Below are 26,647 nucleotides of genomic sequence, written 5' to 3' on the forward strand. Positions count from 1 at the left end.
CGCGACTCTCCATTTCGGGCTGGAATAGCAAAGTTTTTTTCACGTGTCAAAAATACTTTGTGTCAACGGTCTGATTATGCGCTATCAACCCGAGTATTAAGCGATTGACGGGTGCAGAGTGACGAAGCCGCGCATAAACACGATGAAAGAACTTTCAGTTGCAATCGGGATTTCCCGACCCACATTGGCACGCTATTTTGAGGATCCATCCTCGGTGCGTCCGACAACTGCGGCGAAAATTCAGGTTGCTTTGTCCAAGGTGGATTACGTTTATAATTTTCTGGCGACACGGCAGAACCGCAAGTCGACTGGTATAATCGGGGTCATCATCCCCCATTATAAAGACCTGTTTTTCGCGAGCTTACTTGACACCATTGAAGATACGGCCCGCGATGCCGGATTTACGATCATCACCCAAAGCTCGCAGGGGGATCCTGCGATCGAGGCCCAAGCCGTTGGCAAACTGCGATCCATGACCGTTGATGGCGCGATCATCACCGCTTTGGGCTTTGCAAGTGACATAGCGGCATTTTCGGCAGCCAGTCAGGATTTTCCGCTGGTCTTTGCCGACTCGCGCCCTAGCACCGAAATTGCAGGTGCTGATTTCGTCGGTACAGACAACGACCAGAGCATCGGCGCAATAGTTCAATACCTATGCAGAACCGGAAAGCCCCCTGTTTTTCTTGGTATGCCTCGCCTGAATTCCAACGCGCAAGAACGCGAAGTTGCCTATCGATCATATGCGCATAAGCTGGGTTTCGAGCCGCATCTTATAAAAGGTGATGACTCTGCTGCTTCTTGGCGGTTCGAGGAATACAGCTTTAACCTATTGGACCGATATTTCAGCCTTGGCCGCTATACCGATGTCACCATCCTCTGTGCAAACGACCGACTTGCGATCGGTGCAATGCGTGCGGCGAACAAGCATGGTTTGTTTGCGAACCATCTTGGTCAGGCTGGCGGCTTCCGCATTGCGGGGCATGATGATTATTCTATGGCTGAATATGTTAACCCGACATTGACGACTGTCGCGCAGAACGTAGACCTTATCGGACAACAAGCTGTCCGGCTTTTAGTTGACCGGATCAGGGGTGGACGTCAGGCCGGTCCGGTTAATATGCGATTGGAGGGCGCATTGAAGATACGGAATTCAACCAGAGCATAGCTATTTTGGCCGCAAGATTTGGAGCTTCATTTTCGATAAGTGACCCGGTGCAAAAATGCTTGACTCTTCGAATCTGTTGCGTAATTTTGCACGTGAAAAATATCGTTGATTTGGCTACGATGAGGCCGTCGCCTTCAGGGGACCAATGTCAAATTGGTAGCGCTGCTACATAGGACGATAACTGTGGTTGTTATTTCTGGCGGCGTATCTCCCAAGCATAAATACAGAGAAATCTTCGGGCCGCCCATTCGTCGACGCAAGGTCAGGTAAATCGCATCAATGTATTAACCCGCCCGGAATGCTGGAAATACTTCACAATAATATACGACACTGCCCATAAGGATATTCGAGATGAAAGCGATCAACTTCACCGCTCGCAACCATGTGCAATACGGTGATCTGCCCGATCCGGTTGTTGGACCGGATGAGGTGCTTATTGCCGTAAAAACCAGCGGCATCTGCCATACCGATTTCGAGGTTCTTTCGGCCAATTACGGGGATGGCAATTTCCCTGTCGTGCCCGGTCATGAATATGCAGGCATTATTGCCGAAATTGGGAGTGCCGTTAAAAATTTGGCGGTAGGTGACCGTGTTGTTGTGGATCCGAATATCAATTGCGGGAATTGCAAGGCGTGCCGGAAGGGCTGGGCACATCTGTGTGAAACGCTTGGTGCTTACGGTGTGTCGCAAAATGGCGGCTTTGCGGAATTGAGCCTAGTAAAAGCAGATGCCGTGCATTCCATTGGTGATATGAGCTTTGTCCAAGCTGCCTTGGCCGAACCGATGGGTTGCGTGTTGAATGGGGTCGATGCGGTCTATGACAGCCAGATCGACAGCACGATGATCTTTGGTGCCGGTCCGATGGGCATGCTGATGGCAATCGCATTAAAGATGAAGGGCATCAAAAACGTTGATCTAGTTGATATCGACGAGGCCCGGCTTCAAATGGCCCAAGATTTTGGGTTCAATGGGATTGCTTCGGGATCGGATGCGTTGAAAGCCAAGCGTCAGGCCGTTGATCTGGTTGTCGATGCAACAGGCGTTCCTGCTGTCGCGGGCCGTTTAACGGATTACATAGCCAACGGTGGTAAGGGTCTGTATTTCGGAGTATGCCCGTCGACTGCCCGAATTGAAATTTCCCCTTTCGAGGTGTTCCGGCGTCAGTTGACGCTGGCAGGGTCCCATTCACTTAATCACAATATTCCTGCCGCGCTTGATATTATCGCGTCTTATGGAAGCAAGATTGAAGACATTGTCTCGCACAAACTATCCCTTAATGAAGTTGCGTCAATTTTGTCGGCAAAACCACCGAAGGGTAGTCTGAAGATTCAGGCTATGATGGAATAGAGATCCATCATAGCTGTTACCTGCTAAGGTGTTGAGCTGCTCATTATCCGGGATCATTATTTCCAGTGGCATAGAGTACCAAAAGTAGGAAACATTTAAAAATTGGCAGATTGATACCGAGTTCGGCATATCGACTGTTGTATGGTCGATATGTCAAAGAAGGTAGCGGGTCGATCCGGGGGAATGGTGATGCACCATGTCCAAGGCGGCACGCCGCGCGGCATGACCGTCTGCCTGCGTCAGGTCGCCCTGAACAACCAGACCGTGGCGGTTCTCCATCCGCGCATGGCCCAAAAAGCACAGTGTCGCGCCGGCGCCAGGCGATTTCTTGTAGAGCCGTGCCTCCGGATCCGTCGTTGACGCGTGGGTGGCGTTCGAACGCTTCCCGCCTTTGAAGTCGACCCCGGCGTTACGGTTGCGGTGATTGGTGCGGGGCATTGGTTTGGTCTCGGGTTCGGATTGGGTGGGTTGAGTGTCAGGGGCGATGGAGGGCGTTGGCGGATCATCCGGCCCCTCATTGTCGGGCGGCATGCCCTCCGCCTTTTGCTGAAAGATTTTCATCGACGCCCGGGCCTTGATCAATGTCCCATCGACCGGGAAATGCTCATCCGATAGCAGCGGAGCCACCTCGCGGTGCGCCAGGATTGCCGCCATCACCGCTGCCGCGACATCTCAGTCGTCAGAGGTCGCTCGCGGTTTTTGATGAAAACCGTTGGGACCCAAACCGGGTCGTCGATACCAAGGCCGACAAACCAGCGAAACATCAGGTTGTATTGTATCTGCTCCATCAACTGGCGCTCGGATCGAACAGAGAACAAGATCTGGATCAGGCTGGCCCGGATCAACCGTTCGGGTGCAATCGAAGGGCGGCCGAAATCGACGTAGAGTGGGACAAACTCGCCATCGAGGCTGGCGAGGGCGTCATTGACCACTTGCCGGATCTTGCGCAGCGAATGCCTGGCAGGGATGCGTTCCTCGAGATCGACATAGCGAAACAGCGACCCGCTCTTTTCATTTGTCCCGCGCATCTTCACCCCCGACATTGCCGTGTGGCGAGTGAATCATGTTCTTAACTTACTGTCGAGGCGGGACTATTTTAGCAGCCTGCTAGAGGTTCGACTTTCCCTGAAGGAACCCGACGTGTTTTGTGGCTGGGATGTCCAGCGCGGTGTACCATTCATGACGGCTATGCAGATCTAGCTCTGGGCGACCTGTCGGTCAAAACACAGCGTGACGGCGCGCTAGCCCCCAGCCGTTTTATAAAATGCATCTTCGTTTTGGCGCGGTGTCATCAGTGATATCCAATCCGGTTTTGCTACATTGTACGTCCAATATATTTCTTCGAACGCAGGGGCTCGTTTCTGGCGAGCGGACCAGCGGTAATGATCATCAACGGCTTTAGGTTCTTTCGTGCGTGCATGAGTGCCGCGGTCAGCGATTGCGTTATAGCACTTGCGCATGTCCCTCGCCTTCGCCTTTAACCTTGATGCCGAAGCTGTAAATCAGCAGGTACATCAGTCTTTAGGAGCTAGGATACGGGATGGCGGCTCGGTTGGCTAAAGTTGGACACTAAGCAGTCAAGGCGAGCAAGTTAGATCTGCTTTCAACAAGGCCACCTGGCCATAGACATTCGGACCGTGGCGTTCTCATAGTGCGATCCGCCCCGACAGCCATTCCGGGCAGCCCCGTTATGGGAAAATAAGTCCGGATTGCGACAGGTCTGCTGTCAGCCACGCTGTCCGTTGCTGCAGCATCCCCAAGTCATCTCGGGATCGAGCCAAATCGTCAGAGCGCCTTAGGTCATGGGTGCCTTGTTGCAGGCTCGCCAATTCTTGAGCCTGTAAGTCATTAGTGCCAGTCTGCTCATGTTAGTATCCAATTAACGAAAGTTGGTCATGTTTTTTGACGGTTTTTCGGCTGGCTAAGCTATAGTATTGGTTTCATCTCAGGCGGCAATTTTCAGGTCCAAGCTTTGGCTATCATAAGCCTCGTCCGTTGTTGGCAGCCGGTGCGATGAGGGTGGGCGCCTCACGTTGGAACAGGTGATCCAGACGGCGATCCCACGTCGGGCCTCCGAGCCGGTCTGCAAGGCGATCAGGTTGACACACACGTATTTGAGGGACCGCCAAAGCCGCTTGATCATCGGGTTGTCGGTCCAGCGGCCACTCCCGTCCCTCGAGATCTTCATCTTCTCGTCGCGCAAAACATTAGTGAAACCGGTGCTGGTAAAATTGGGAGACATTGTCGAAGTTGATTATCTCAGGCTTGCCGTATTTCGCCAGTGCCTCTTTCAGCGCCTCGACGCCAAATCCCGCGTCCTTCGAGTTTGCCAACCGCCAACCCGGCATCTCCCTGCTGAGACGGTCCATGAAAATCACCAAGTACAAAAAACCAGCGCCGCATCGGGATATATGTGGTTTCGGCATACCAGAGCCGATTAGGTCGGGTAATGGGTAAATTCTTAAGCAAGTACTGCACATAGATCAGCCGCATCAACGCGAAGTTCTGCTCTCTCACCGTGTGACGCATAGTAAAACTACGACTGGCGGACCAGTAGCAGCACGCACTGCTGGTCGATCAACAGGTTTGGGGATGATCGTGCTTCATCGCTTTCCGCCTTCAGCGCCACGGATGAGACTGGAGGCATCGACCAAAAATACAGGTCCATGACCAACTGGCCAATTTTGGCATGCGGCGTCCCTGCAATTGCCTTCTCGACCGATGCGCCACCGCCAAATGCCGATGCTATGTTCTCAATCGCCATGTTCGGTATGGCACCCGGACCGGTGGCGTGCTCGTGCCTCACTCCATCCGCTAATCATTTCGGATGAACGTCGTACTTCTTGGCCAGCTGCTCGCGAATGGCCTCAAGAGCCACCTTCGCCTTGAACTCAGCCGAATAGCGCTTCCGTTTCGTTATGCAGATCAGTCCTTCGTCAATCGCCAGAGCTTAGCGACCGGTCCGAATTCCTGCGACCACCTCTACCACCCAGCACAACGAAACGGTCAAATGTCCTTATGATGTCACCCTCTTTAACGTTCCGGGTCGCTGTCCAATAAAGCGACAAGATCGCGGAAGCGTTCACCTTGGACCAAAACATGTTCTGTCATGGCGCGGTTGGCTACATCCGAATTACCCGTTCTTATTGCTAGTGCGATGGCGCGATGTTCGGCCAGCGATGTTTGAATGCGCCCATGCGCTTTTAGCTGACGCCTGCGATAGGGTTGTAGTATTGCCTGCAAACGCAATGTTTCGGCCTGCAGGAACGGGTTGTGCGCTGCAGTGTAAATTGCTTGGTGGAACCGCGTATTCTCGGCGTAATAACGGTCACTGTCACCTGCATCTGCAGCTGTTTTGCAAGCGTCCAAACTGTCTGCTATGGTGGCCTGATCAGCCTGTGTCGCGCGACGGCATGCTAGGGTGGCGCATAGCGCCTCCATTTGGGCCATCACTTCGAACCGGTGCATCAGGTCCGTGACACCTAATTTTGCAACAAAGGTTCCCCGTTTCGGCTGGACGATCAGAAGGCCGGATGCTTCCAGCGCTTGCAACGCCTCACGGACAGGAGTGCGCGAACAGCAGTATTCGCCTGCGATCCGGTCGGGATCGATCCGGTCGCCGGGTTGATATTCCCCATCGACAATCGCGTTTTCCAACGCAAACCGAATGCGCGCTGTGGTCGGAAGATTGGTCATAATATGATCGGTGATCCTTTTAGGATATTCGATACCACTTCTAGCAGAAAGTCTATAATTGGACTTGTTATATACAACAAAAATATGATTGTGTATAACAGCGAGGGGAGGGGGGATCGAATATGGTGAAACAGCGGCTGACGTTTCTGACAGACTTCGTAGAAGCGGTCACGCGACGTACACGTGGCGCCGGAAGCGAAGCGGAAACACTTAAGGCTTTGGCCCTGCCGGCATTGGAGCGTATCAACGCCGCGTGTTCGGTGCTGATGGGCAGGATCGGTGATGCGGCCCGTGTCGCCGTGGCCGAGCAAGCCTTGACGGCCTACAGCCAACTTCAGCCTGATGAAAAGCGGTATTTTTTTCAAAGTCTTCGCGATGATTACGGCGTCGACGCTGGGAAAATCCGGCAGGCCTATGCAACATGGCATAAAAATCCGGACGCGGGTGCAGTTGCAAATTTGTTCTGTGCGGTCGAACCGGCACGCCAGACCTTGTTGCGCCGTTTGAACCTTGCGCCGGGGGCGACTTCGCAGCTAGTCGCTATGCGGCAGGATTTGTTGCAGGCCATTCGCAATGATCCGACCCTTGCGCCGATCGATCAGGATTTTTCCCATCTGCTGACATCATGGTTCAATCGTGGCTTTCTTAGCATGCGGCGCATCGACTGGAATACGTCAGCGGCTATTCTGGAACAGATCATGCGCTTTGAAAGCGTTCACAAGATGCAGGGCTGGGATGATTTGAAGCGACGTTTGTCACCCGATGACCGGCGTCTTTATGCGTTTTTTCATCCCGCCACCGGCGACGTGCCGTTGATTTTTGTCGAAGTTGCACTGACGCTTGGCATGCCGGATGCAATAGCGCCTATCCTGACTGCCCCTGAAAGCGATACGCATGTCGAGGCAGATACTGCCGTCTTTTATTCAATTAATAATAGTTTGGCGGGACTGAAGGGCGTGTCCTTTGGCAACTTCCTGATTAAGCAGGTGGTGGCAGAACTATCCCGCGATCTTCCAAATCTAAAAAGTTTTGTGACACTGTCACCAGCGCCCGGTTTCGCGAGGTGGCTGGCGTATCAGAATGACGATCGCGCCGCGGCATTGTCAGCGGCCTTGTCTGCAAATGACTGGCAGGATGCTCCCGAACGTATCAAAGCGCTGCGCCCCGAGGTCGAGGCACTTGCCGCCCGATATATCGTGACCGAGCGTCAAGATAGCGGTTTGCCACCTGATCCGGTGGCGCGTTTCCATTTGGGAAATGGCGCATCGGCGCATCGTCTGAACTGGCCCGCTGATATGGCCCCTTCGGCGCAAAAGGCCGCGCATGGGCTGATGATCAACTACCTTTATGAACTGACACAGATCGAGACCCGCCACGAGGCATTCGTACGCGACGGTCATGTTGCCCATGGCTTACAGCTTGCCAACGCGCTGGCCCGATAAGAAAGGCACGATAAGATGCAGACAATCTATCAATATTTCGTTGAGGCAGTGCAGAAATCGGGTTCAAAACCCCTCTTTGAACGCCCGGGTCAGCCTGACCTTACCTTTGCACAGACTGGTGATCTTGTCGGACGGCTGGCAAGGGTTCTGGAAAATTCGGGCGTCATTCCGGGCGACCGGGTTGCCGTGCAGGTCGAGAAATCACCAGAGGCAATTGCGCTTTATCTGGCAGTTCTGCAAACGGGTGCAATTTTCTTACCTCTGAATACCGCCTACACCGGCCCCGAAGTTGACTATTTTCTGGGTGATGCTGCGCCACGAATTTTTGTCTGCGACCCGTCGCAAGCCGATGCCCATGCGCATCGGGCAGGTCAATCGCTGACAGTTCAGACAATGGGTGCGGCAGGTGACGGATCATTAATGACGTTGGCCAATTCCGTAGTGCCGCGTACCGACAGCCACCCTTCAGATCCCAATGATCGTGCGGCGATCCTGTATACCTCGGGCACGACTGGCAGATCCAAAGGGGCGGTCCTGACCCATGGCAATCTTGTGTCCAACACCAATGCACTGTTGCAACATTGGCGTTTTACCGCGGATGATCGTTTGATCCACGCCCTGCCGATTTTTCATACGCACGGGTTGTTTGTGGCGGCTAATATGGCGCTTACAGCAGGCGCTACGATGGTTTTCCTGACCAAATTTGACCCTGAACAGGTGATTGACCTGATGGCGGATTCAACGGTCCTGATGGGTGTGCCGACATTCTATACGCGCTTGCTAAAATCAGAACGACTTACCCGCGAAACGACCGGAAATATGAGGTTATTCGTATCGGGCTCGGCCCCGTTGCTGGCCGATGATCATCGTCTGTTTCAGGAACGCACTGGTCAGGCTATTCTTGAACGGTATGGCATGACCGAAACCTGTATGATTGCGTCCAATCCGTATGATGGTGACCGGATTCCGGGTGCTGTGGGCATGGCATTGCCGGGGATTTCTGTACGCATCGCAGATCGCGAAAGCGCCGGAACTCTGCCTGATGGCAGGATCGGTCTTATCGAGGTCAAAGGTCCGAATGTATTCGAAGGTTATTGGAATATGCCGGAAAAAACTGCTTCGGAGTTTCGTGCTGACGGATTTTTTATAACAGGCGATCTTGGGATGATCGGCAGTGATGGATATCTCCGGATTGTCGGGCGCGACAAGGATCTTGTTATTTCGGGCGGTTACAACATCTACCCCAAAGAGGTAGAAGAGGCGATCGATGCCCTTCCGGGTGTTCTGGAAAGCGCTGTCATCGGATTGCCGCACAGCGATATGGGCGAGGCCGTCACTGCCATAGTGGTCCCGCGCATCGGTCAGGTTCTGAAACCCGATGTGATCCTAACGGCACTGTCCGATACCCTTGCCCGCTTTAAACAGCCGAAGCGAATTCTGATTGTCGATGCTTTGCCCCGTAATGTTATGGGAAAGGTCCAGAAGGCCCAACTTCGGCAAGAATATGCGGACAGTTATACTTGATTGGTAAATCTGTCCTGAACGTCGGGAAAATAGAGGATCACAGCGCGAAAATCTTTAATGGCGCTTACGGGTTGTTGGTATCAGCAACCCGTATAGGACTCCACACGGGGTATTCGCGACTGCCTAGAATTGGGTTAATATAAAGCGCTGAAAGTTTGGGGTAATTTTTACCTTAAACCGAAAATGGAAAAGCGGACATGGCAAAAGTGCAGGTGCCGTTTCATCTTTAAATATACCCGCTGTGCATCAAGCTGCGTGCGCTGACGTCTATCCGAAGATCGTGCAAAATTCAGGCGGTGGCTCATATTTTCTATAGATGCATCTGACGCCTCGCGCAAAACTGTCCGCATATGTTTTCTTTATGGGCCACATTAAAGTAAGATTATGTTCGTTAGGGCCCGTGGACAATCATACTTCCCATAGGTTTTGATTTCTGATTCAAATCTCCCAAACGGAGGTTGGGATGAACGAGCAGCGCTTTGTGGTGACGGATCGTGTGTGGCGGCGGCTTGAGCCGCATTTGCCGGGAAAAGCCAGCGACGCGGGGGCTACTGCAAATGATAACCGTCTGTTTCTGGAAGCGGTGTTCTGGCGCGTTCGTACCGGGTCTCCATGGCGCGATCTGCCGCCCGCCTTCGGCAACTGGAACAGCCAGTTCCGCCGCTTCCGCAGATGGGCGAAAGCAGGGGTTTTCGAGAGCCTCTTCATAGCCATGAGTGGTGACCCCGACCTTGACTATGCCCTCATCGACGGCACCATCGTTCAGGTTCACCAGAAGGCAACCGGCGTAAAAGGGGGACTCAGACTCAGGCCATCGGACGCTCGCGTGGCGGTCTGACGACTAAAATCGTCGCGCTTGTGGATGCGCTCGGCAATCTGATCCGTTTCCTATTATTGCCCGGGCAGGCACATGACACAAAAGGCGTCGCGCCACTGATCCATAACGTTCCCTTCGGGGCTCTTCTGGCAGACAAAGCGTTTGACGCGAACTGGCTCCTGGAAGAACTGGATGCACGTGGGGCATGCGCCGTGATCCCACCGAAATCAAACCGAAAGCAACAGCGTAACTACGACGCAGACGCTGACAAGTGGCGCCATATGGTTGAAAACTACTTCGCAAAGATCAAGGAATTCCGAGGTATAGCAACACGCTATGACAAGACCGATTGCAGCTACACCGCCAATTGGAACCTCGCCGCAGCCCTGATTGCTTCAAGATGAATGTCCACGGGGCCTAGATACTTTTCGAGTTATCCCGGCAAAATGTACACTGACGTATGCTTGAATTTTCTATTTGCTGATATTCACAATGAACTGGCTCGCTGGTTTAGGGGGTGTTTGACTATGATGAATTGTCTAACACGAGAACCTTTTGGACAAATCTGAGGATTTGACCAACAGATGGTTTCAGAGCCATCGGCTTATCGTATTCTGAAAGTGGCGGATCTGATCACGGCATCGGGCTATGCGGTGATCAGATCCGCCGACGCGTTCACGGTCAAGACCACGATCATCAACAAGACTTGTCCCAGCGACTTCACCTACTTCCAAGATCACTGGGTGGGGCTGGTATTATCTCAGCGCTATTCTGGGTGATTACAGCCGCCACATCATCGCTTGGAATCTTTGTACAAACATACGCGCTGAAGATGTGACCGACATGATCGGGCTGGCCCGGACAGCATCGGGTTGCGATCAGGCTGTCGTGAGCCGCATCCCCTTAGCGATAACGACTCACATTATATCTTGGGCGATTTAGACGAATGGTTGGAAGGGTAAAACATAAAGCATGTCCGAGGCGCGCCGTTCCATCCACAAACCTAAAGGTAAAATCTAACCTTTGCACCAGACCATGAAGAACTGGGTTTTGCTGGAGCAATTACTACCTGCCCGACGACCTTGAATGTCAGATTGGGGCCTTCGTCGATGACTATAACAACCAGCGCCACGACGAGAGACTGAACAACGTTTACGTCGGGCGCGACAAAGCCATCTTCCTACATTCCTACATTCCTGCATATGACCGCGCAGCATGGTAATGCGCCACGCGGTACGAATGTTATTATCAGGTGACGGTCAGATGCAAATCGCCAACACCTTCGACATAACCGTGCATTCTATCGCCCCGTTCGACCGGTCCGACACCGGCTGGTGTCCCGGTCATAATGATGTCGCCTGGTTGCAATGTGAAAAGCGTCGAAAGTATCGAAATCATCTCGGCCGTTTTCCAGATCATCTGGTTCAGGTCACCGGACTGGCGCAATTCGTCATTGATCTTAAGCCAAATAGCACCTTGATCGGGATGTCCGATTTTCGACGCGGGCACAATAGGGCCGGAGGGTCCTGACATCTCGAATGATTTGCCGATTTCCCACGGACGCCCCATTTTCTTCATCTGACCTTGAAGATCACGACGGGTCATATCCAGTGATACCGCATAGCCGTAGACGTGGTTCAAAGCATCCTCGACGGAAATATCCTCTCCGCCGGACTTCAGGGCGACAAGAAGCTCGATCTCATGGTGAACGTCACTGCTGGCCTTGGGGTAGGGGAATTCTTTCGCGTCGGAAATCAGGTTATCGGGGTTTTTTTGGAAAAAGAATGGCGGCTCTTTATCGGGGTCGTGGCCCATTTCGACAGCATGGGCGGCATAGTTGCGACCGACGCAATAGACGCGGTGCACGGGGAAAAGCTCGGACGTGCCGGCGATGGAAAGCGTTGCCTGCGTCGGTGGGGTGAAGACGTATGCGGCCATATCTGCGGCTTTCGGAACAGTGTTCATGTCATCTCCTGTAAAAATAGAGGTCAAATATCAAGTGCTGAGATCTGGTTTTCCTGCGCAATGGCAGCCAGATCACGCAAAAGCGCGGGATTGAGCATCAGGCCATTGGCACGACGTTGCAGTATGGCAGCGGATTTTCCGTCCCCCGGCAAACGAACGGGGTCGTACCCGGGCAACTGTTGCGAAGCACGCAATTCCTCAAAGACACGTGCCGCGGTGTCGGTAAAGCTGTCGCCCATCCCGAATGCCGCGATGTCGATGGCCATAACAAACTGACCGGTGTTTGTCTGGCTGTGCGTATCGGCGGTGAAATCAACCACATTCGACCCGAAGGCCGCACCGTTCAGCACGCCTGCCAGCAGCCCGATGGCGACGGACAGGCCAAAGCCCTTGGCGCCACCGATGGGCAGAAGGAAACCGTCGCTGCGCTTTGCAGGATCGGTCAGCGGCTTGCCGTCACGCCCCACCATCCATCCCTCGGGCATCATCTCTCCGCGTTGGGCCAGCAGCTTGATCTTGCCCATTGCGGCCACGGTACTGGCCATGTCCAGTAGAAAGGGATCATCGCCGCCACTGGGGGCTGATATGGCAATAGGATTGGTCCCCAGCAGGATGTCGGTCCCGCCATAGGGGGCCACATGGTTCGCGCTACCCACCGCTCCCGCCACGCCGATCATTCCCGCCATCGCCTGCGGCCGGACGTAAAGTGCCAGCGGTCCTGCATGATTGCCACCTCTGATGCCAACCCAACCGATACCAGCGGATTTGGCCTTTTCCATCGCCAGTTCGCGTGCAGCATCCATGGCCAGATGGCCCAGCCCGTTGTCACCATCAATGACTGCCGTGGCGACCGTCTGATGCGCGATGCTGATATCAGGGCGGGGATTGCACCCGCCGCCCTTCAGTCGGGCCAGATACTGGCGCAGGCGGAAGACGCCGTGGGTGTCATATCCTGAGAGGTCGGCTTCGACCATCAGGCCCGCCACTTTTGCGGCATCCCTTTCCGGCACGTCGTGGGCGATGAAGGCATCGGCAACGAAGGCCTGCAAGGCTTCTGGCGCGATGGTGTCAGGCATTGTCGCCACCCACACGTTCGGTATGCCAGAACACAACGCGACGCTGGGTATAACTGACCAACGCGTAAAGCGACAAACCAAGCAGGCTGAGGTAGAGGATCAGTGAAAATACCCGTGGCGTGTTCAACTGTGATGCCGCCACCCGGATCAATTCGCCAAAGCCTGCGCCACCCCCCAGAAATTCACCGGTGATCGCGCCGGCCATCACCCCGACCGCGCCGATTTTCAGACCGGTGAAGATTTGCGGCAACCCCTTGGGCAGCTTCATGCTGAACAGGGTTTGCAAGCGGGTCGCGCCCATCGTCTTGAACAGCATCCGCGAATTTTCATCTGCTGCATGCAAGCCTGCCGCCGTTCCGACCACAATGGGGAATGTGGCGATAAAGGCGGCCAGCGCCACCTTGGATTCGATGCCAAAGCCCAGCCACGCCACGAAAAGCGGGGCGAAGGCAACCTTCGGCATGGTATCGATCGCAACCAGATAGGGCATGATTGCCCTTTCGCCAAAGGCGGTTTCGCCCACCAATACGCCCAAGGACAGGCCGATAAAGATGGCAAGGGCAAAACCGAAGATCACCTCTTTGACGGTGATCCACAGGGCGCCCAGCATATAGCCCCCGCTGATCAGGTTTTTGCCGACAAAGATCAGGTCTGACAAGGTTTCGGCAGGCGACGGCAGGATGATCGGTGACACCAGCCCAAGGCTGGTAGACAATTGCCATGAGGCGACGAAGACCGCGAAGACAAACAGCATCGAAATGCCGCGCGGAACACTGTCGATAAACGAGACTTTCTCGGTCCAGATGGTTTCGGGTTCGGTACTTGGGGCGCTTTGTGCGGTGGCGTCGGTCACAGGTCTGCTCCCTTATCCAGAAGGCCGCGGATGTAATCCACCTGCGCACCGAATTGCGGGGTGGTCATCATATCCAGCGTGCGCGGACGCGGCAGGTCGATGGTCACAATCTCGGCCAGCCGACCGGGACGGGGGGCCATGACATAGACATGGTCTGACAGGATCACGGCCTCTTGGATAGAATGGGTGACCAGAAAGGCCGTGGCATTCTGCGTGCTGCAGATGCGTTGCAACTCCATGTTCATCATGTCGCGGGACAGTTCATCCAGCGCCGAAAACGGTTCGTCCAGCAACAGCACAGCAGGTTCCGTGATCAGCATCCGGCAGATAGAGGCCCGCTGCGCCATGCCGCCCGACAATTCGTTGGGATAGACATCCTCGAACCCTTTCAGGCCGACAATTTCCAACAACTCGCGGGCTTTGAACTTGGCCTTCTGGCCGGCGGCGCGGCCATCGCGGATCTTGATTGGCAGGACGATGTTCTCGATCGTGGTGTGCCACGGGAACAGGGTTGCCTGCTGGAACATCATCCCGATGTCGCGGCGGGTGCCTGTGACAGGTTTATGCTGCAGGACGACCCGTCCCGTCGATGGCGGGATCAATCCCGCCATGATTTTCAACAATGTCGACTTTCCGCAACCACTTGATCCGATGACGGAAGAAAAGCTGCCCTTGCGAAGGGTAAAGCTGACATCCTGCAGCGCAATAACCCGATTGCGCGCATAGGTTTTTCCGACATGGCTTAATTCGTAGACGGGCGGGGCCGTGACGATATCGCCTGCGGGGGTTTCCGGTGACATGATCATCAGTTCAGCGCCTCGTTCGCTTTGCTGACGAAGTCATTGGTATAGGCAGCGGCCAGATCGTCCAGCGGGGCTGCAATTTCGCCGCCCGCCAGCATGCTGTCCTGCCATTCAACCCAAACCTCCGGCGGCAGATAGCCAAGGCCCTGTTCCATATCAACGGGAATGGACTTGGCGCGCACCGCCTCGAACATTGAGGATTGGAATTCCTTATCCTCACCCTCTTGCGGGTTTCCGGCAGCCAGATGTGTCAGCATAGCCTCGCGGTTGGCGTCATCCAGCGCAAAGGCGTGACCGCGCGCAAAGGCACGGGTGAATTTTTCGACCAGTTCGGGGTCTTCACGGATGGTGTCGCCCATAGTGGCGATGCCGTTTCCGAAAAAGCGGGCGAATTCGGGCGGAGTGATGTCGCGCACCTTCATACCGCGGTTGTTCAGAATGGCCGCATCGGCTGTGGATGAGGAATAGGCCGCAATCGCGTCGCTGTGGAAGGCGACGGTGGCGGGGCCGCCATCGCCGACGGTCAGGAATTCGAAGTCAGTGCCTTCGGTCATGCCCGCACCCGACATGACGTTGCGGGCAAAGCCGACTTCGGCCCCGTCGGCGGTGCCAATCCCCACAACCTTGCCGCGCAGATCCTCGGGTGACTGGATGTCGGAATCTTCTGCCACCACCACGCCGAAGTTGCTGCGCGGGGCGGCATTATAGATGAACACCGCATCGACGCCACGCGACCGTGCCGCAATGACGGGGCCGGGGCCGGGGCGTCCGAATTGCGCCTGTCCTGCCGACAGGGCCTGCAAAACTGCGCCGGATCCATTGATCGCCTCGACTCTGACGTCCAGTCCTTCTTCGGCAAAGTAACCTTCGCCGATGGCGGCAAAGACCGGAAAGGAATTGATTGCCGACGGACTGGGCTGCACGAAAGTAATCGTGCGCATATCCTGTGCCGTTGACTGCGTGGCAATAAATCCCGCGAACGGAAGCGCCAGTACAATACTGGCTGTAAACTGTCTTCTGGTCGTCATGTTGTTCTCCTCCAAACGTTGCGTTTTTTGGTTCAGGTCGGCGTCCGACCTGCACGGGAAGTTATGCGTTGCGAACGGTGTTGCGCAGTTGGCCGATGCTTGCGATATCGCAAACGACCGTATCACCAGCTTGCAAGAAGCGCGGCGGCTCCATCGCATAGCCGACGCCTGACGGCGTGCCGGTGGCGATAATGTCCCCCGGCTCTAGCGTCAGGCCTTCGGACAGCGACGCGATCAGGGTCGGGATGTCGAAAATCATGTCCGAGGTATGGCCGTTCTGGCGCTGTTCGCCATTGACCGACAGGCCAATGGTCAGGTCATGGGGGTCGCTGATGGCATCGGCGGTAACGATCCAAGGCCCGATCGGGCATGATCCATCCATCGATTTGCCCTTGAAATACTGCCCGCCATGACGACGCTGTACGTCACGCGCCGTAATATCGTTCAGGATCGTATACCCGAAAATATGGTCATAGGCGCGGTCTTTAGAAATATTGCGCCCCGGTTTGCCGATAATGATCGCCAGCTCGACCTCGTAATCAATGGCAGTCGAAACTGACGGAAAGATCAGCACATCGCCATCAGGTGCGACGACCGTCGTGCTGGGTTTTGTAAAATAGACCGGATATTCGGACACACCGACATTGGATTTTTGTGCCTTGTCACCTTCAGCGATATGTTCGGCATAGTTGCGGCCGACGCAAAAGATGTTTTTTCGCGGCGACGGCAATGGTGCCATCAACGTTGACCTTGCGGGCAGACAGGCGGCGTCATATTCGCCCGCATTGGCCGCACGTACCAATCCGCGCAGCGCCCCCAGTGCATCCTTGCCGCCTGCAATCAGTGCCTGAAGCGATCCATCCTGTAATGCCGCGACCGGTGTCGCAAGGCTGGCCGAGGCCGCAGCAATATCCAGCATAGTCCCGTCATCCAGCACAGCCACAGATGTGGCCTTGCCATCAACGGCAATCGTCGCAAGTTGCATGCGGTCCCCTCCCAAGGATATGTCATAAAAGCAAGTTCACCGTCCTTGTTCCTGATACCTGATGAATGCGGTATCGGGACCAAGCCTCCTGACGGCAAAGATTCCTTGCTTTTCATTCAATGCCCACATAGCAGGTTTGGCAATCAACCAATATCAGGATTGGGTGAATGACAGATATTTCCAAGTCAGCGTTGGTCCAGCGTGTGCAGGATATGATCGGGGCTGAGGGCTATACCCATAACGACCGCTTGCCGCCCGAACGCCGCTTGTGCGAGATGTTGGGCGTGAACCGCAACCAGCTGCGTAGTGCCTTGGCCGAACTGGAAGCGCAGGGCCGTATCTGGCGCCATATCGGGCGGGGTACGTTTGTCGGCGCGCGTCCGGTTCTGAATCTGCAGGATGTCAGCTATTTGTGTGATCAGGTAAAACCTGCACAAGTTGTGACTGTCCGCCAGACGATCGAACCCGAACTGGCCCGACTTGCCGCAATCAATGGCCACCCGTCGGATCATGAACGTATGCAGCATTGCGCTGACCGTTGTCGTCAAGCGGCAGACTGGCGCGGCTACGAGGCATGGGACAACAATCTGCACCACGCCATCGCACGGGCGTCGGGGAACAAGCTGTTCATCTATTATTTTGACACGTTAAATGTCGTACGCCGTTCAATTGTCTGGGGGCAGTCCCGCAATACAACCAAGCCGGTTGAAACCTATTCCAGTTTCTCGCAGCATGATCGAATTGTTGCAGCAATCGTCGATCGTGATGGCGACAGAGCTGCACGGTATATGCGGGAACATCTTGAATCGGTTTACACACGCATTCTGCCCGAGACGGCGGGATAGAGGATGTGCACTATGGCAGTTTCTGGCACACAATACTAGGCTCTGGACCTATAAAACACTTGCATTTCCAGAAACTGGCTGGTTCATTTGTGGCGCTAAAGGGGTGCCGTAATGACCGGTGTATTTCTGCTTTCCGAAGCGCAGATGGCGCGGATATCGCCCTTCTTTCCACTCCCGCACGGGGTGCCACGCGCTGATGACCGTCAGGTGATCAGCGGCATCATCTTTGTGATCCGGAACGGTCTGCGCTGGCGCGACGTGCCCGCAAGCTATGGCGCTCACAAGACAATTTATAACCGCTTTATTCGTTGGAGCGAGATGGGAGTGTTTGGCCGCATTCTGGTGGAGCTTGCAAACGGCGGCGGAGAGACAGATGAGATCATGATTGATGCCACCCACTTGAAGGCCCACAGAACAGCAGCCAGCCTGCTTAAAAATGGGCTTTTCCCAGGTTTATCGGACGCACCAAAGGCGGCCTGAACTCGAAACTGTACGCGGTCTGCGACAGTCAAGGCAGACCCCGCGCCCTGTTTCTGACCGCAGGCCAGGTGAGCGATCATACAGGTGCTGCGGCCTTGTTATCCTCTCTGCCTTCGGCGAAGTCGCTTCTCGCTGACAAAGGCTATGATGCTGACTGGTTCCGCGCGGCTCTTGCCGATCGTCAGATCGAGGCCTGTATCCCCTCAAAATCCAACAGAAAAATTCAAATTACCCATAACAAAGGGCTCTACAAAAAAGCGCCACAAGATCGAGAACATGTTTGGCAAACTCAAGGATTGGCGGCGTATCCATACCCGCTATGACCGCTGCGCCCATACCTTCATGTCTGCGATCGAAATCGCTGCAATCGTCATATTCTGTATGTGGTTAATAGGTCCAGACCCTAGGGAATATGATGCAGCTTACCCAAACCGTATCAGGGCATTGTATGTTCTTTATTATCTGCCTTCTACGGTGTGTATAAGTATCCTGCACGTGGCATTTCGGATTTAGGGGACAGCTGCATATTCCCGCAGATAAATGCGCGCGGTCTATTTGTCTTTATGCGCTCCGGTTAGCGGCAACTCGATATTGATTTCAAGACTAGACATCTCGTCGCCACGTTCCATTCTGACCTCGACATCCTTATCGCCGATCGACACGTGTTTTCGGATCGCTGCAACGATATCGCGTTGCAGCATCGGCAGGTAATCAGTTTCGGAAGCGCCGCCGCCGCTGCGTTCGTGCGCCAGCAGGATCTGCAGGCGGTTCTTGGCGGTTTGTGCGCTTTTGGGTTGCTTTTTGCGGGCGAAATTAAACAGGCTCATGATGCACGTCCGAACAGTCTTTTGAACAGACCGGCACGACGTTCACCCAGAATACGCATTTCGACCGAGGTGCCGATCAAGCGTGATACTGCATCCTCATAGGCTTGGGCAGCTGCCGACGGACCATCCAGAACGACAGGTGTTCCGACATTCGATGCCCGCAAAACCGCTTTGCTTTCGGGCACGACGCCCAACAGGGGGACTGCAAGGATTTCCAGAACATCCTCGACGGTCATCATTTCGCCATTCTCGACGCGGGTCGAATCATAGCGGGTAATCAGAACCTGTGCCTTGATAGGCTCGGCACCTTCCGTTTCGGCGCGCTTTGTCTGGCTGCTCAGAAGGCCAAGAACACGGTCGCTGTCGCGCACCGATGACACTTCGGGGTTCGTGACGACGACTGCTTCATCCGCAAAATACATGGCCATCTGGGCACCATGTTCAATGCCGGCGGGGCTGTCACAGATGATATAGTCGAATTCGGTCTTCAGCTCGGCCAGGACCTTCTCGACGCCGTCTTTCGTCAAGGCATCCTTATCGCGGGTTTGCGAGGTCGGCAGGATCGACAGCGTGTCGACCCGCTTGTCCTTGATCAGTGCCTGCTTCAGCTTTGCATCGCCCTGAATGACATTGATAAAGTCGAAAACGACGCGGCGTTCGCAACCCATCGTCATATCGAGGTTCCGAAGACCCACATCGAAATCGATGACGACTGTCTTGAAGCCCTGCTTGGCCAGACCTGCCGAAATAGCGGCCGAGGATGTCGTTTTGCCAACACCGCCCTTGCCGGATGTGATCACGATGACCCGACCAAGGGGCGGGGTGTTCTTGGGTTCTGTGGTCATGCGATCACCTCCATGCGAAGTTTCTCATCCTCAAGGTATATATGTGTGCAGCGTTGGCGTACTTCGGCATCCAGTGTTTCGCTTGTCTTGTAGAGACCTGCAATAGCAACCAATTCCGCGCTGAGGTTCTGGCAGAAAATATGGGCGGTTTCATCTCCGTGACATCCGGCCAGCGCCCGCCCGCGCAGTGCGCCATAGACGTGGATATTGCCCGCGGCCATCAGTTCGGCCCCTGATGCAACCGATCCGATCACCGTCAGGTCACCGTTTTCGGCCACGACCATCTGTCCCGAACGAACATGTGACCGGACAACCTTGTTTTCCACAGGCCGCGCTGCGGGGGCCGCCGCTGCCGTCGTTTTTGCAGGACCGTTGTCACGGGGCAGAGGGGCATCACGCCCTGTTGTCACGGCAATCAGTCCAAGCGATTGCAGCATTTCATCGTCGATCCCCGATGCGTTCTGCACACCGAAAACGCGAAGATCACGCTGGCGCAGGTTCTGCACCAGATCGCGGATGTTGTCGGGACGGTTCAGTTCGACGCTTTTGCCAAGGTCCAGAACCAGAGGCGCGCCCGAAAAGAACTGCGGTGTTCTGTGCAACTGTTCGTCCAGCTGGGCAAAGAACGGGCCATCCGCTTTTTCGGAATCGATACGAAGAACCAATGCGGTCAGGAAGCGGCCGCGCACCTGAAAAGTGCCGGACGAGGCCGTCACGGGGTCCTGCCGGGACCGGGCGTATCGATCTGACACAGCGAAACTCTGCTCCTGCTTTTGTGGCGGTTCGCAACGACGGCGCCGCTCTTCTTGGTTATTCTCTCTCATGAACTGATGGCAGGTGGAAGGAGTGGTTTGGATTTTCAGCAGAAACCTGCCATCTTTTTTGGCATTTATACCTCGAACTGTTTCAACCCGCGGAATGTTGCAGTCAGATGCGCTGTCCTATTGCGTGTTGCCGGAAACGGCGGGTTTAGTTTGCCCCCCGCGCCCTATTCCGAACAGGACATTGATGTGACTGGCAATATCGACTTCAAACACGAAATCGCGCTTCGCAAAAACCTTGTCCAGGTTGCATTGGGTCACCGCAAGGCTGATGTTCTTTTGCGGGTCGGGCGCGTGTTGGATACGGCAACGGCGACATGGATTGATGATGCGGAAATCGTCATGTCACAGGGGCGGATCGCTTTTGTCGGACCCAAAGGCAGTTTTACGGGGCAAGCGGTGCGAACCTTTGATCGCAGCACGCTTCTGGCCGTCCCGGGCTTGGGTGAGGTTCACAAGCATATCGAAAGCTCGCATATTACCCCCGAATATGAGGCGGCGCTGGTCTTGCCCCGTGGCAATACATGGACCTGCGAGGCCAGCCATGAATTGTCGAATGTGCTGCCCGAACAGACAATGGATTTCTGGCTGAAAGCGCGCGAAGCGGGATCGCCCCTCAAAATATTTCCCTTGCCCGGTTCGGCTGTACCGCCGACGGGTTGGGAACACGGGGCGCGCCTTGATGGAAACGACCAGACAGGCTTTATGTCCAACCCGATGACGGCAGGTCTGGACGAGGTGATGGACTGGCCCGCGCTGACCCGATCCGAAAATCCCGGCCATGACCGCTTATGGTCGATGATCGAAGCGACGATGGCTGCACGTGGCGTGGTCGAGGGGCATGGCGCAGGCTTGCGCGATCTGCCCGGCATCAACGCCTTTGCCGCCGCAGGTCTTGCGTCTGACCACGAGGCATGGACCGCACAAGAAGCATGGGACAAGCTGCGCCACGGATTGTTCGTGCAGCTCCGTGTCCATACGATGGACGATATTATCAAGGGTCTGTTGGAACGCGGTCTGCGTGATTGGAGCCAGGTCGCCGTAACGACCGATGATCGAAGCGCAACGGACACGCTTCGGCTAGGCGGGGCGGATTACAATGTGCGATGCGCTATCAATGCGGGCCTTGCGCCGGAAATTGCCGTGCAATTGGCCACCATCAATCCGGCGCGCCATATGCGTCTGACCCCTTGGGTGGGCAGCATATCACCGGGGCGCTATGCGGATATTGTCCTGCTTGACGATCTGGACAGCTTTTCCATCAGTCAGGTCTGGGCGGACGGACAACAAGTGTCGGACGGGCTGGACTATTTGCCGGATCCGGTGTCCGTCGAATGGCCGGACTGGGCCTATGATACGATAAATATCGGGCGATTGCTGACGGCTGACGATTTTGCCATTCCGGCCCATCCCGATCGCCAGACAATGCAGGCACCCGTTCTGCGCCCCTTTCATTGGAGCGACGAAGTGCCGGTTTATACCCTGCCGGTTCAGGACGGCGTTGTGCAGCGGGATGCCCAGAAGAATATCACCAAATTCTCGATCATCGACCGTTTTTCAGGACAGGGGGCAGTCACAAAGATGTTCTGGCTGGGCTGTGGTCCGAAAGATCCGGACACGGCGCTGTGTTGTTCGATGGCGCATGACAAGCATAACATCTGGTGTGTCGGATCATCCGATCAGGCAATGGCATTGGCCGTGAACCAGCTGGCGCAAATGGGCGGCGGCTGGGTTCTGGTCCATCGCGGACAGGTTACCGCGCGGGTAAGATACGAAATCGCGGGTCTGATGACCGCCCGACGGGCCGAGGAAAACGATGCGGAAATGCGCGCCCTCTATGCCGCGGCGAAAGAGGTCGAGTGGATGTATGAACCGTCGTTCCATCCCCGCTGGCAGCCCGGTTTCCCTGAACGCCTTGCCATCGCGACACTGACATGCGCGCCCTGGCGGTGGAACCTTGTCGCCAAAAGCGATCATGCGCCCGAAGGTTTGATCCATGTCGTCACGGGTGAAACACGGCCGGTTGTCTTTTGACGGTGTCGTGGCGCTTGCATATAATATCATGCAAGCGCCAGAACGGCTTAATGCCCTGGTGGCGGCGGCAGAATATCGCGCAACTCCGCTTCTGTAACACCCAGATTTTCGGCAGCTGTCGCTAGATCGGGATGCCCGTCACGTGGGTCGCCCATCGCCTGTAAAAGCTTTTTGGCGGTAACACCAAGTTTCTTTGCGGCCTCATCGAAACCGGGAGGAGTTTGGCCCGCCGGACCGCCGTCATTGCGACGCATGCCTTCGTCCGGGTGGGTTGCGCCCACACCTGCGGTTGCTGTGGTCAGGAAATTGTCCTGTGCCTGAACGCCGACAAGGCAGGGGGGCAGGTTGGGAAAATCTTCGGATGAGTGATAGTGATAGGTTTCACCGATGGCGGTCGGGCCGGTGTGGCCGTTGCATTCATCCAGACCGGTCACGGCTGTGCCATCCGCCTCGGTGCTGCCGAACATCGGGAAACCGTCAAAGGCATAGCCGAACTGTGCACCGCTGTCCTGCGGCAAGCTGCAATCCGCCGTTACGTTTTCATGGTCATAGACGGTGTCGATATCGGTCGCGGTCGCATGCCAGTGATACCATCCGCCCGGATCGATATGTCCGCCGCAGGTATCCAGCGCAGGCATATGTCCGGTCTGCTGAATGCTTGGCGCATCCGAGAAGATCGGAACGCCGTCCAGTGCAACGCCGACTTTGCCGACCACGCCTAGGTCTGCGGGGGAATCTGCCATCACAGGTGTTTCAGGAACGAGCATGGTGATCTTGACCGTATCATCGGCGGTGACGTTGATGCAGGCATGGTCGACCGTCGGGCGCGTCGTGGCATTGTCGACGCTTTGAACATTTCCCTCGTCATCGAAGAAACGATAGCCCAGTCCGTCAAGCATCCGCAGGAAGTCACCATCAATGCGGTACAGCTTGCCGTTTTCACCGGTCCAGTTCCAGATGCCGCCTTCGTCATCCAGTGTGGCAGGACAGAAAGGCCCGATCTCCAACCCCTCCGGCATATAGTTCACGACCAGCTTGTGACAGCTGGTTTCGGTTCCGTCCTCAAGCGTACAATCCACGGTTTCGGGGGGCTGTGCGAAGACTGACTGGTCAAATGCGGTAATATCGGTATGCGCCAAAGCGATACCAGGGGCGGTCAACGATCCAGCCATCAAAATAACCGAACAGATCGGGGTCATGTTGCGCATGGTGGTTCTTTCCTGATGACGCAGGCGGCGTCACCGCCTGCCTGCAGTGTTTCGAAATGCCGAAGTGGCTTATTTTGGGCCATTCGCCGGCATGCAAGCCAGCGGGGCCTTGTCGTCGGGGGACGAGCAAACACCCTCGACCTGCTTGCTGTCGGGGCCTGCAAAACTGCACCCGTCATTTTTGGCTTTGCTGTCGCAGGCCTCCAGCGCCTCGCGCGGGGGGCGGCTTTGCTGGTTGTCGGTTTTTGGGGGGCCGTTTTGGGCCAGAATGATTGTCGGTTCGGCGGCGGATGCCTCGTTCGTTGCTTGTACAATCGAAATTCCGGCAAAGCCCATCATCAGCGCCTTGACCATGATGGCAGCGATAATCTTGTGGTGCTGCTTCATGCGGGGGGCACGCAACCGGTCAGCAGGCAGGCTGCGGGTTCTGGCAGTCGGGCTTTCTAGGTCATAAGTCATATCAAGGCTCCTGTAGGGACGCTGATTCTCTGGCGTCACATGTATCTTGCCCCGATTATGAGGAGGGGGTTTGCAGCGAATGTGCATGCAAAATGCAGGATCAAAGAATCCTGCACCTAGCTTTCATAGGCATAGCCGACGCCATAGACCGATCTAATCGGGTCCCATTCTCCAACAGTATTCATCTTGCGACGGATGTTGCGGATATGGCTGTCCACTGTCCGGTCGAAAACGGCAGTATCATCGGGAAACGCCAGCGACAGCAGCTGATCGCGCGAAAACACCCGCCCCGGTCGTGCCACAAGGGCGGCAAGCAGGGAAAATTCCCGCCGCGTCAGGTCCAGATCGGCACCATCCAATGTGGCGCGCCATTTGTCAGCATCAATCAACAGTCGTGTGCGGGTATCCGGCACCGGTAATCCGGCGTCATTCGTGGGTCTGCGCCGCAACACCGCGCGCACTCGTGCCACCAGTTCGCGCGGTGAAAACGGCTTGCACAGATAATCATCCGCGCCCATTTCCAGCCCCAGAAGACGATCGATTTCCTCGACTTTGGCAGTGGTCATAATGATTGGCAGATCCGATGTTTTACGCAATTCCCGGCAAATGGTCAGCCCGTCGACACCCGGCAGCATCAGGTCCAGCACCATCAGGTCGAACCGGCCTGTCGATGCCATTTCAACTGCATCGGTGCCTTCGAAAAGCAACTCGACGGTCATGCCTGCTGCAATCAGATAGTCGCGGACCACCTCGGCCAGATCGGTTTCATCTTCGATGATCAGGATATTGGGCACAGTCATTTGTTCGCCTCGGGTAAGGTCACGGTGATCTTGATACCACCCATCAATGATTGTTGCGCGGTAATCCTGCCCTGATGGGCTTCGACGATTGCCTTGCAAACGGCCAGCCCAAGACCCGATCCACCGAAGGCGCGCGACCGTGATCCTTCGGCGCGAAAGAAGCGGTCAAAGATTTTTGGCATAATATCCTGTGGTACGGTTGGCGGGGTGTCCTGGATTGTCAGTTGCACGGTCCCGTCAAGATGTTCCACCGTCATCAGGACATGTCCGGGGGAATCCGTGTACCGTTCCGCATTCTGAAGCAGATTGTCGATGACCTGACCAATCCGAACCCTGTCGCAAATCACCAAAGAGGCGGCTTCCAGTTCGGTTGCCAGATGGATGTCCTTGGCTTTCAAACGCGGTTGTGCCTGCGCTGCGGCATCGCGCGCAATCTCGGACAGATCCTCGATTCCCAAGGCCGGACCAAGACCGGATTCCTTGGCGTGGGACAGTACCTTGATATCCTGTACCAAACGCGACAGCCGCATCAAAGCCGAATGCATCTGTGCAAGCGTCTTGCGGTCAGGCTTGCGAATGCCATCCTGCAAGGCCTCGATCTGGGCACGAAGCACGGCAAGCGGAGTTTGCAGTTCATGGCTAGTGTTTGAAATCCATGCCCGCTCTGCCTGTTCGGTTTGCTGCAATGTGGCCGCCAGCGCATTGAAATGGCCGATCAGCTGGCCCAGCTCATCCGTGCGGTCCTGAACCATGCGTGCGGTGTAATCCCCTGCGGCAAGGGTCTTCGCCCCGCCTTCCAGACGTTTGATCGGATCCAGCAACTGACGTGCCACCAGAAAAGCCGCCGCGGCCGAGATCAGAACCGCAATCAATGCCGCCAACGCCAGCGATTTATACTGTCCGCGCAGGAAAAAATTATCGATTGTATCGAAAGCAGGCGCATTCAGGCCAAGATAACCAACAATATTTGTGTCATCGCAGGGATCGGCGCTGCAGATCCGGCGGCTTTTGAACAGGGCCTGACGTTCAGGGGCCCCTGCAATATATCGGCCATGGGCGTCGGACAGTGTAAGACGTTGGTCCACCATCATCGGACCGGCCGCAAGCTCTGGCGGAGGAGGACCAAGGGGATGCATGCCGGAATGCGGTCCCTTCAACGGCAGGTGCAGGCGCACAAATTCGGACCATGTGACCGGACCTTCCTGCAATTCCGGCCAATCGGGCTGTTCGGGGTCATATATGTCCCCGAGCGCACCGGCCAGATCGTCAAACTGCGCCAGTTCCCCTGTCAGCACATATTGCGAAAATCCGTCACGCATAGAGGATGCGACCAACAACGCCATTATCGCCACAACCAGAACAGCTGTGGCGGCAATTGCCGTGAACATTTTGGCGGTCAAGGACATGCGAAGGCGCTTCATGATATGGCATTAACAAAGAACTATGCAGCCAACATGCAGAAGGACGGCTGATTTTTATATCTGTTATTGCCAATCCTTAACCGGAGCGCGTTCCGGATTTGCGTAGTCGATTTGAAGCGGACTTCGCAAAAATCATTCAGCATTTTGACTTTGGGGCATTCCTGATCGGCTGCAGCACCGGTCGCAGGTGCTGAATTGTCACCCTT

23 protein-coding genes and 4 pseudogenes are annotated in these 26,647 nt (G+C 55.4%); 9 read left to right on the top strand and 18 right to left on the bottom strand.

Going from position 1 to position 26,647, the window contains the following annotated elements:
- Positions 1–118 precede the first annotated feature (118 nt).
- Together DWB67_RS10845 and DWB67_RS10850 are read left to right on the top strand one after the other, a co-directional pair.
- Positions 119–1,165 (top strand): LacI family DNA-binding transcriptional regulator, encoded by a 1,047-nt coding sequence (locus DWB67_RS10845; RefSeq protein WP_147385926.1) that lies wholly within the window; start codon positions 119–121, stop codon positions 1,163–1,165.
- A 351-nt stretch (positions 1,166–1,516) separates the two neighbouring features.
- Positions 1,517–2,512, top strand: coding sequence for an alcohol dehydrogenase catalytic domain-containing protein (locus DWB67_RS10850; protein WP_119807568.1), 996 nt, complete (start codon positions 1,517–1,519; stop codon positions 2,510–2,512).
- 159 nt (positions 2,513–2,671) lie between these two features.
- Here the strand turns inward: DWB67_RS10850 and DWB67_RS10855 are convergent.
- The 5 genes and pseudogenes from DWB67_RS10855 to DWB67_RS10875 all read right to left on the bottom strand — a co-directional run.
- Positions 2,672–3,540 (bottom strand): annotated as a pseudogene (locus DWB67_RS10855) (transposase); the annotation flags it as partial.
- Positions 3,541–4,457: 917 nt separating this feature from the next.
- Positions 4,458–4,754 carry an integrase core domain-containing protein gene (locus DWB67_RS18630; RefSeq protein ID WP_119807569.1) on the bottom strand — a complete coding sequence of 99 codons (297 nt, stop codon included), beginning with the start codon at positions 4,752–4,754 and terminating at the stop codon, positions 4,458–4,460.
- Positions 4,720–4,992: a DDE-type integrase/transposase/recombinase gene (locus DWB67_RS18040; protein WP_119807570.1), complete on the bottom strand. Its 273-nt coding sequence runs from the start codon at positions 4,990–4,992 to the stop codon at positions 4,720–4,722. Before DWB67_RS18040 ends, DWB67_RS18630 begins: the two co-directional genes overlap by 35 nt.
- A gap of 56 nt (positions 4,993–5,048) precedes the next feature.
- Positions 5,049–5,276, bottom strand: coding sequence for a hypothetical protein (locus DWB67_RS10870; protein ID WP_119807571.1), 228 nt, complete (start codon positions 5,274–5,276; stop codon positions 5,049–5,051).
- Positions 5,277–5,545: 269 nt separating this feature from the next.
- The gene (locus DWB67_RS10875) at positions 5,546–6,208 is read right to left on the bottom strand and encodes a GntR family transcriptional regulator (protein ID WP_119807572.1); all 663 of its coding nucleotides are present in this window, start codon (positions 6,206–6,208) and stop codon (positions 5,546–5,548) included.
- Positions 6,209–6,330: 122 nt separating this feature from the next.
- Here DWB67_RS10875 and DWB67_RS10880 point away from each other — a divergent pair, with 122 nt between their 5' ends.
- From DWB67_RS10880 to DWB67_RS18335, 4 genes and pseudogenes are all read left to right on the top strand, one after another.
- Positions 6,331–7,650 carry a malonyl-CoA decarboxylase domain-containing protein gene (locus tag DWB67_RS10880; RefSeq protein WP_119807573.1) on the top strand — a complete coding sequence of 440 codons (1,320 nt, stop codon included), beginning with the start codon at positions 6,331–6,333 and terminating at the stop codon, positions 7,648–7,650.
- A gap of 15 nt (positions 7,651–7,665) precedes the next feature.
- The gene (locus DWB67_RS10885; RefSeq protein WP_119807574.1) at positions 7,666–9,174 is read left to right on the top strand and encodes a malonyl-CoA synthase; all 1,509 of its coding nucleotides are present in this window, start codon (positions 7,666–7,668) and stop codon (positions 9,172–9,174) included.
- Between the two features lie 463 nt (positions 9,175–9,637).
- Positions 9,638–10,395 (top strand): annotated as a pseudogene (locus DWB67_RS10890) (IS5 family transposase).
- Positions 10,396–10,578: 183 nt separating this feature from the next.
- A pseudogene (locus DWB67_RS18335) lies at positions 10,579–11,168 on the top strand (transposase); the annotation flags it as partial.
- 71 nt (positions 11,169–11,239) lie between these two features.
- Here the strand turns inward: DWB67_RS18335 and DWB67_RS10900 are convergent.
- The 6 genes from DWB67_RS10900 to DWB67_RS10925 all read right to left on the bottom strand — a co-directional run bounded on the left by DWB67_RS10900 (position 11,240) and on the right by DWB67_RS10925 (position 16,701).
- Positions 11,240–11,929, bottom strand: coding sequence for a fumarylacetoacetate hydrolase family protein (locus DWB67_RS10900; RefSeq protein ID WP_119807669.1), 690 nt, complete (start codon positions 11,927–11,929; stop codon positions 11,240–11,242).
- Positions 11,930–11,979: 50 nt separating this feature from the next.
- Positions 11,980–13,032: an Ldh family oxidoreductase gene (locus DWB67_RS10905; protein ID WP_119807577.1), complete on the bottom strand. Its 1,053-nt coding sequence runs from the start codon at positions 13,030–13,032 to the stop codon at positions 11,980–11,982.
- A complete protein-coding gene (locus DWB67_RS10910; protein ID WP_255418644.1) occupies positions 13,025–13,885 on the bottom strand; it encodes an ABC transporter permease in 861 nt (286 codons plus the stop codon). Before DWB67_RS10910 ends, DWB67_RS10905 begins: the two co-directional genes overlap by 8 nt.
- A complete protein-coding gene (locus DWB67_RS10915) occupies positions 13,882–14,691 on the bottom strand; it encodes an ABC transporter ATP-binding protein (RefSeq protein ID WP_255418645.1) in 810 nt (269 codons plus the stop codon). The genes DWB67_RS10910 and DWB67_RS10915 overlap by 4 nt, the downstream gene beginning before the upstream one ends.
- Positions 14,691–15,716 (bottom strand): ABC transporter substrate-binding protein, encoded by a 1,026-nt coding sequence (locus DWB67_RS10920; protein ID WP_119807578.1) that lies wholly within the window; start codon positions 15,714–15,716, stop codon positions 14,691–14,693. Before DWB67_RS10920 ends, DWB67_RS10915 begins: the two co-directional genes overlap by 1 nt.
- 61 nt (positions 15,717–15,777) lie before the next feature.
- On the bottom strand, positions 15,778–16,701 hold the full coding sequence (locus DWB67_RS10925; RefSeq protein WP_119807579.1) for a fumarylacetoacetate hydrolase family protein: 924 nt from the start codon (positions 16,699–16,701) through the stop codon (positions 15,778–15,780).
- A gap of 167 nt (positions 16,702–16,868) precedes the next feature.
- On the opposite strand from DWB67_RS10925, the gene DWB67_RS10930 reads away from it, so the two are divergent.
- Both DWB67_RS10930 and DWB67_RS10935 read left to right on the top strand, forming a co-directional pair.
- Positions 16,869–17,546 (top strand): FadR/GntR family transcriptional regulator, encoded by a 678-nt coding sequence (locus DWB67_RS10930; RefSeq protein WP_255418646.1) that lies wholly within the window; start codon positions 16,869–16,871, stop codon positions 17,544–17,546.
- 111 nt (positions 17,547–17,657) lie between these two features.
- Positions 17,658–18,416: pseudogene (locus tag DWB67_RS10935) on the top strand (IS5 family transposase); the annotation flags it as partial.
- Positions 18,417–18,577: 161 nt separating this feature from the next.
- Here the strand turns inward: DWB67_RS10935 and minE are convergent.
- Genes minE through minC form a run of 3 tightly spaced genes read right to left on the bottom strand, consistent with a single transcriptional unit; the run spans position 18,578 to position 20,414 of the window.
- Positions 18,578–18,853, bottom strand: a complete 276-nt coding sequence (gene minE, locus DWB67_RS10940) for a cell division topological specificity factor MinE (RefSeq protein WP_182911558.1) — start codon at positions 18,851–18,853, stop codon at positions 18,578–18,580.
- Entirely contained in the window at positions 18,850–19,698 is an 849-nt protein-coding gene (minD, locus tag DWB67_RS10945; RefSeq protein ID WP_119807580.1) for a septum site-determining protein MinD, read from the bottom strand. The genes minE and minD overlap by 4 nt, the downstream gene beginning before the upstream one ends.
- Positions 19,695–20,414: a septum site-determining protein MinC gene (gene minC / locus DWB67_RS10950; protein WP_255418647.1), complete on the bottom strand. Its 720-nt coding sequence runs from the start codon at positions 20,412–20,414 to the stop codon at positions 19,695–19,697. Before minC ends, minD begins: the two co-directional genes overlap by 4 nt.
- Positions 20,415–20,708: 294 nt before the next feature.
- On the opposite strand from minC, the gene DWB67_RS10955 reads away from it, so the two are divergent.
- Positions 20,709–22,553, top strand: a complete 1,845-nt coding sequence (locus DWB67_RS10955) for an adenine deaminase (protein WP_255418648.1) — start codon at positions 20,709–20,711, stop codon at positions 22,551–22,553.
- Positions 22,554–22,600: 47 nt separating this feature from the next.
- Here DWB67_RS10955 and DWB67_RS10960 read toward each other — a convergent pair whose 3' ends face one another.
- The 4 genes from DWB67_RS10960 to DWB67_RS10975 form a co-directional block, all read right to left on the bottom strand.
- Positions 22,601–23,761 carry a YHYH protein gene (locus DWB67_RS10960; RefSeq protein ID WP_119807583.1) on the bottom strand — a complete coding sequence of 387 codons (1,161 nt, stop codon included), beginning with the start codon at positions 23,759–23,761 and terminating at the stop codon, positions 22,601–22,603.
- 69 nt (positions 23,762–23,830) lie between these two features.
- Positions 23,831–24,220 (bottom strand): hypothetical protein, encoded by a 390-nt coding sequence (locus DWB67_RS10965; RefSeq protein ID WP_119807584.1) that lies wholly within the window; start codon positions 24,218–24,220, stop codon positions 23,831–23,833.
- Between the two features lie 116 nt (positions 24,221–24,336).
- Positions 24,337–25,020 (bottom strand): response regulator, encoded by a 684-nt coding sequence (locus DWB67_RS10970; protein WP_119807585.1) that lies wholly within the window; start codon positions 25,018–25,020, stop codon positions 24,337–24,339.
- Positions 25,017–26,441 carry an ATP-binding protein gene (locus DWB67_RS10975; protein ID WP_119807586.1) on the bottom strand — a complete coding sequence of 475 codons (1,425 nt, stop codon included), beginning with the start codon at positions 26,439–26,441 and terminating at the stop codon, positions 25,017–25,019. Before DWB67_RS10975 ends, DWB67_RS10970 begins: the two co-directional genes overlap by 4 nt.
- Positions 26,442–26,647 lie beyond the last annotated feature (206 nt).

The organism is Paracoccus sp. JM45 (assembly GCF_003590715.1).
Lineage (GTDB): Bacteria > Pseudomonadota > Alphaproteobacteria > Rhodobacterales > Rhodobacteraceae > Paracoccus.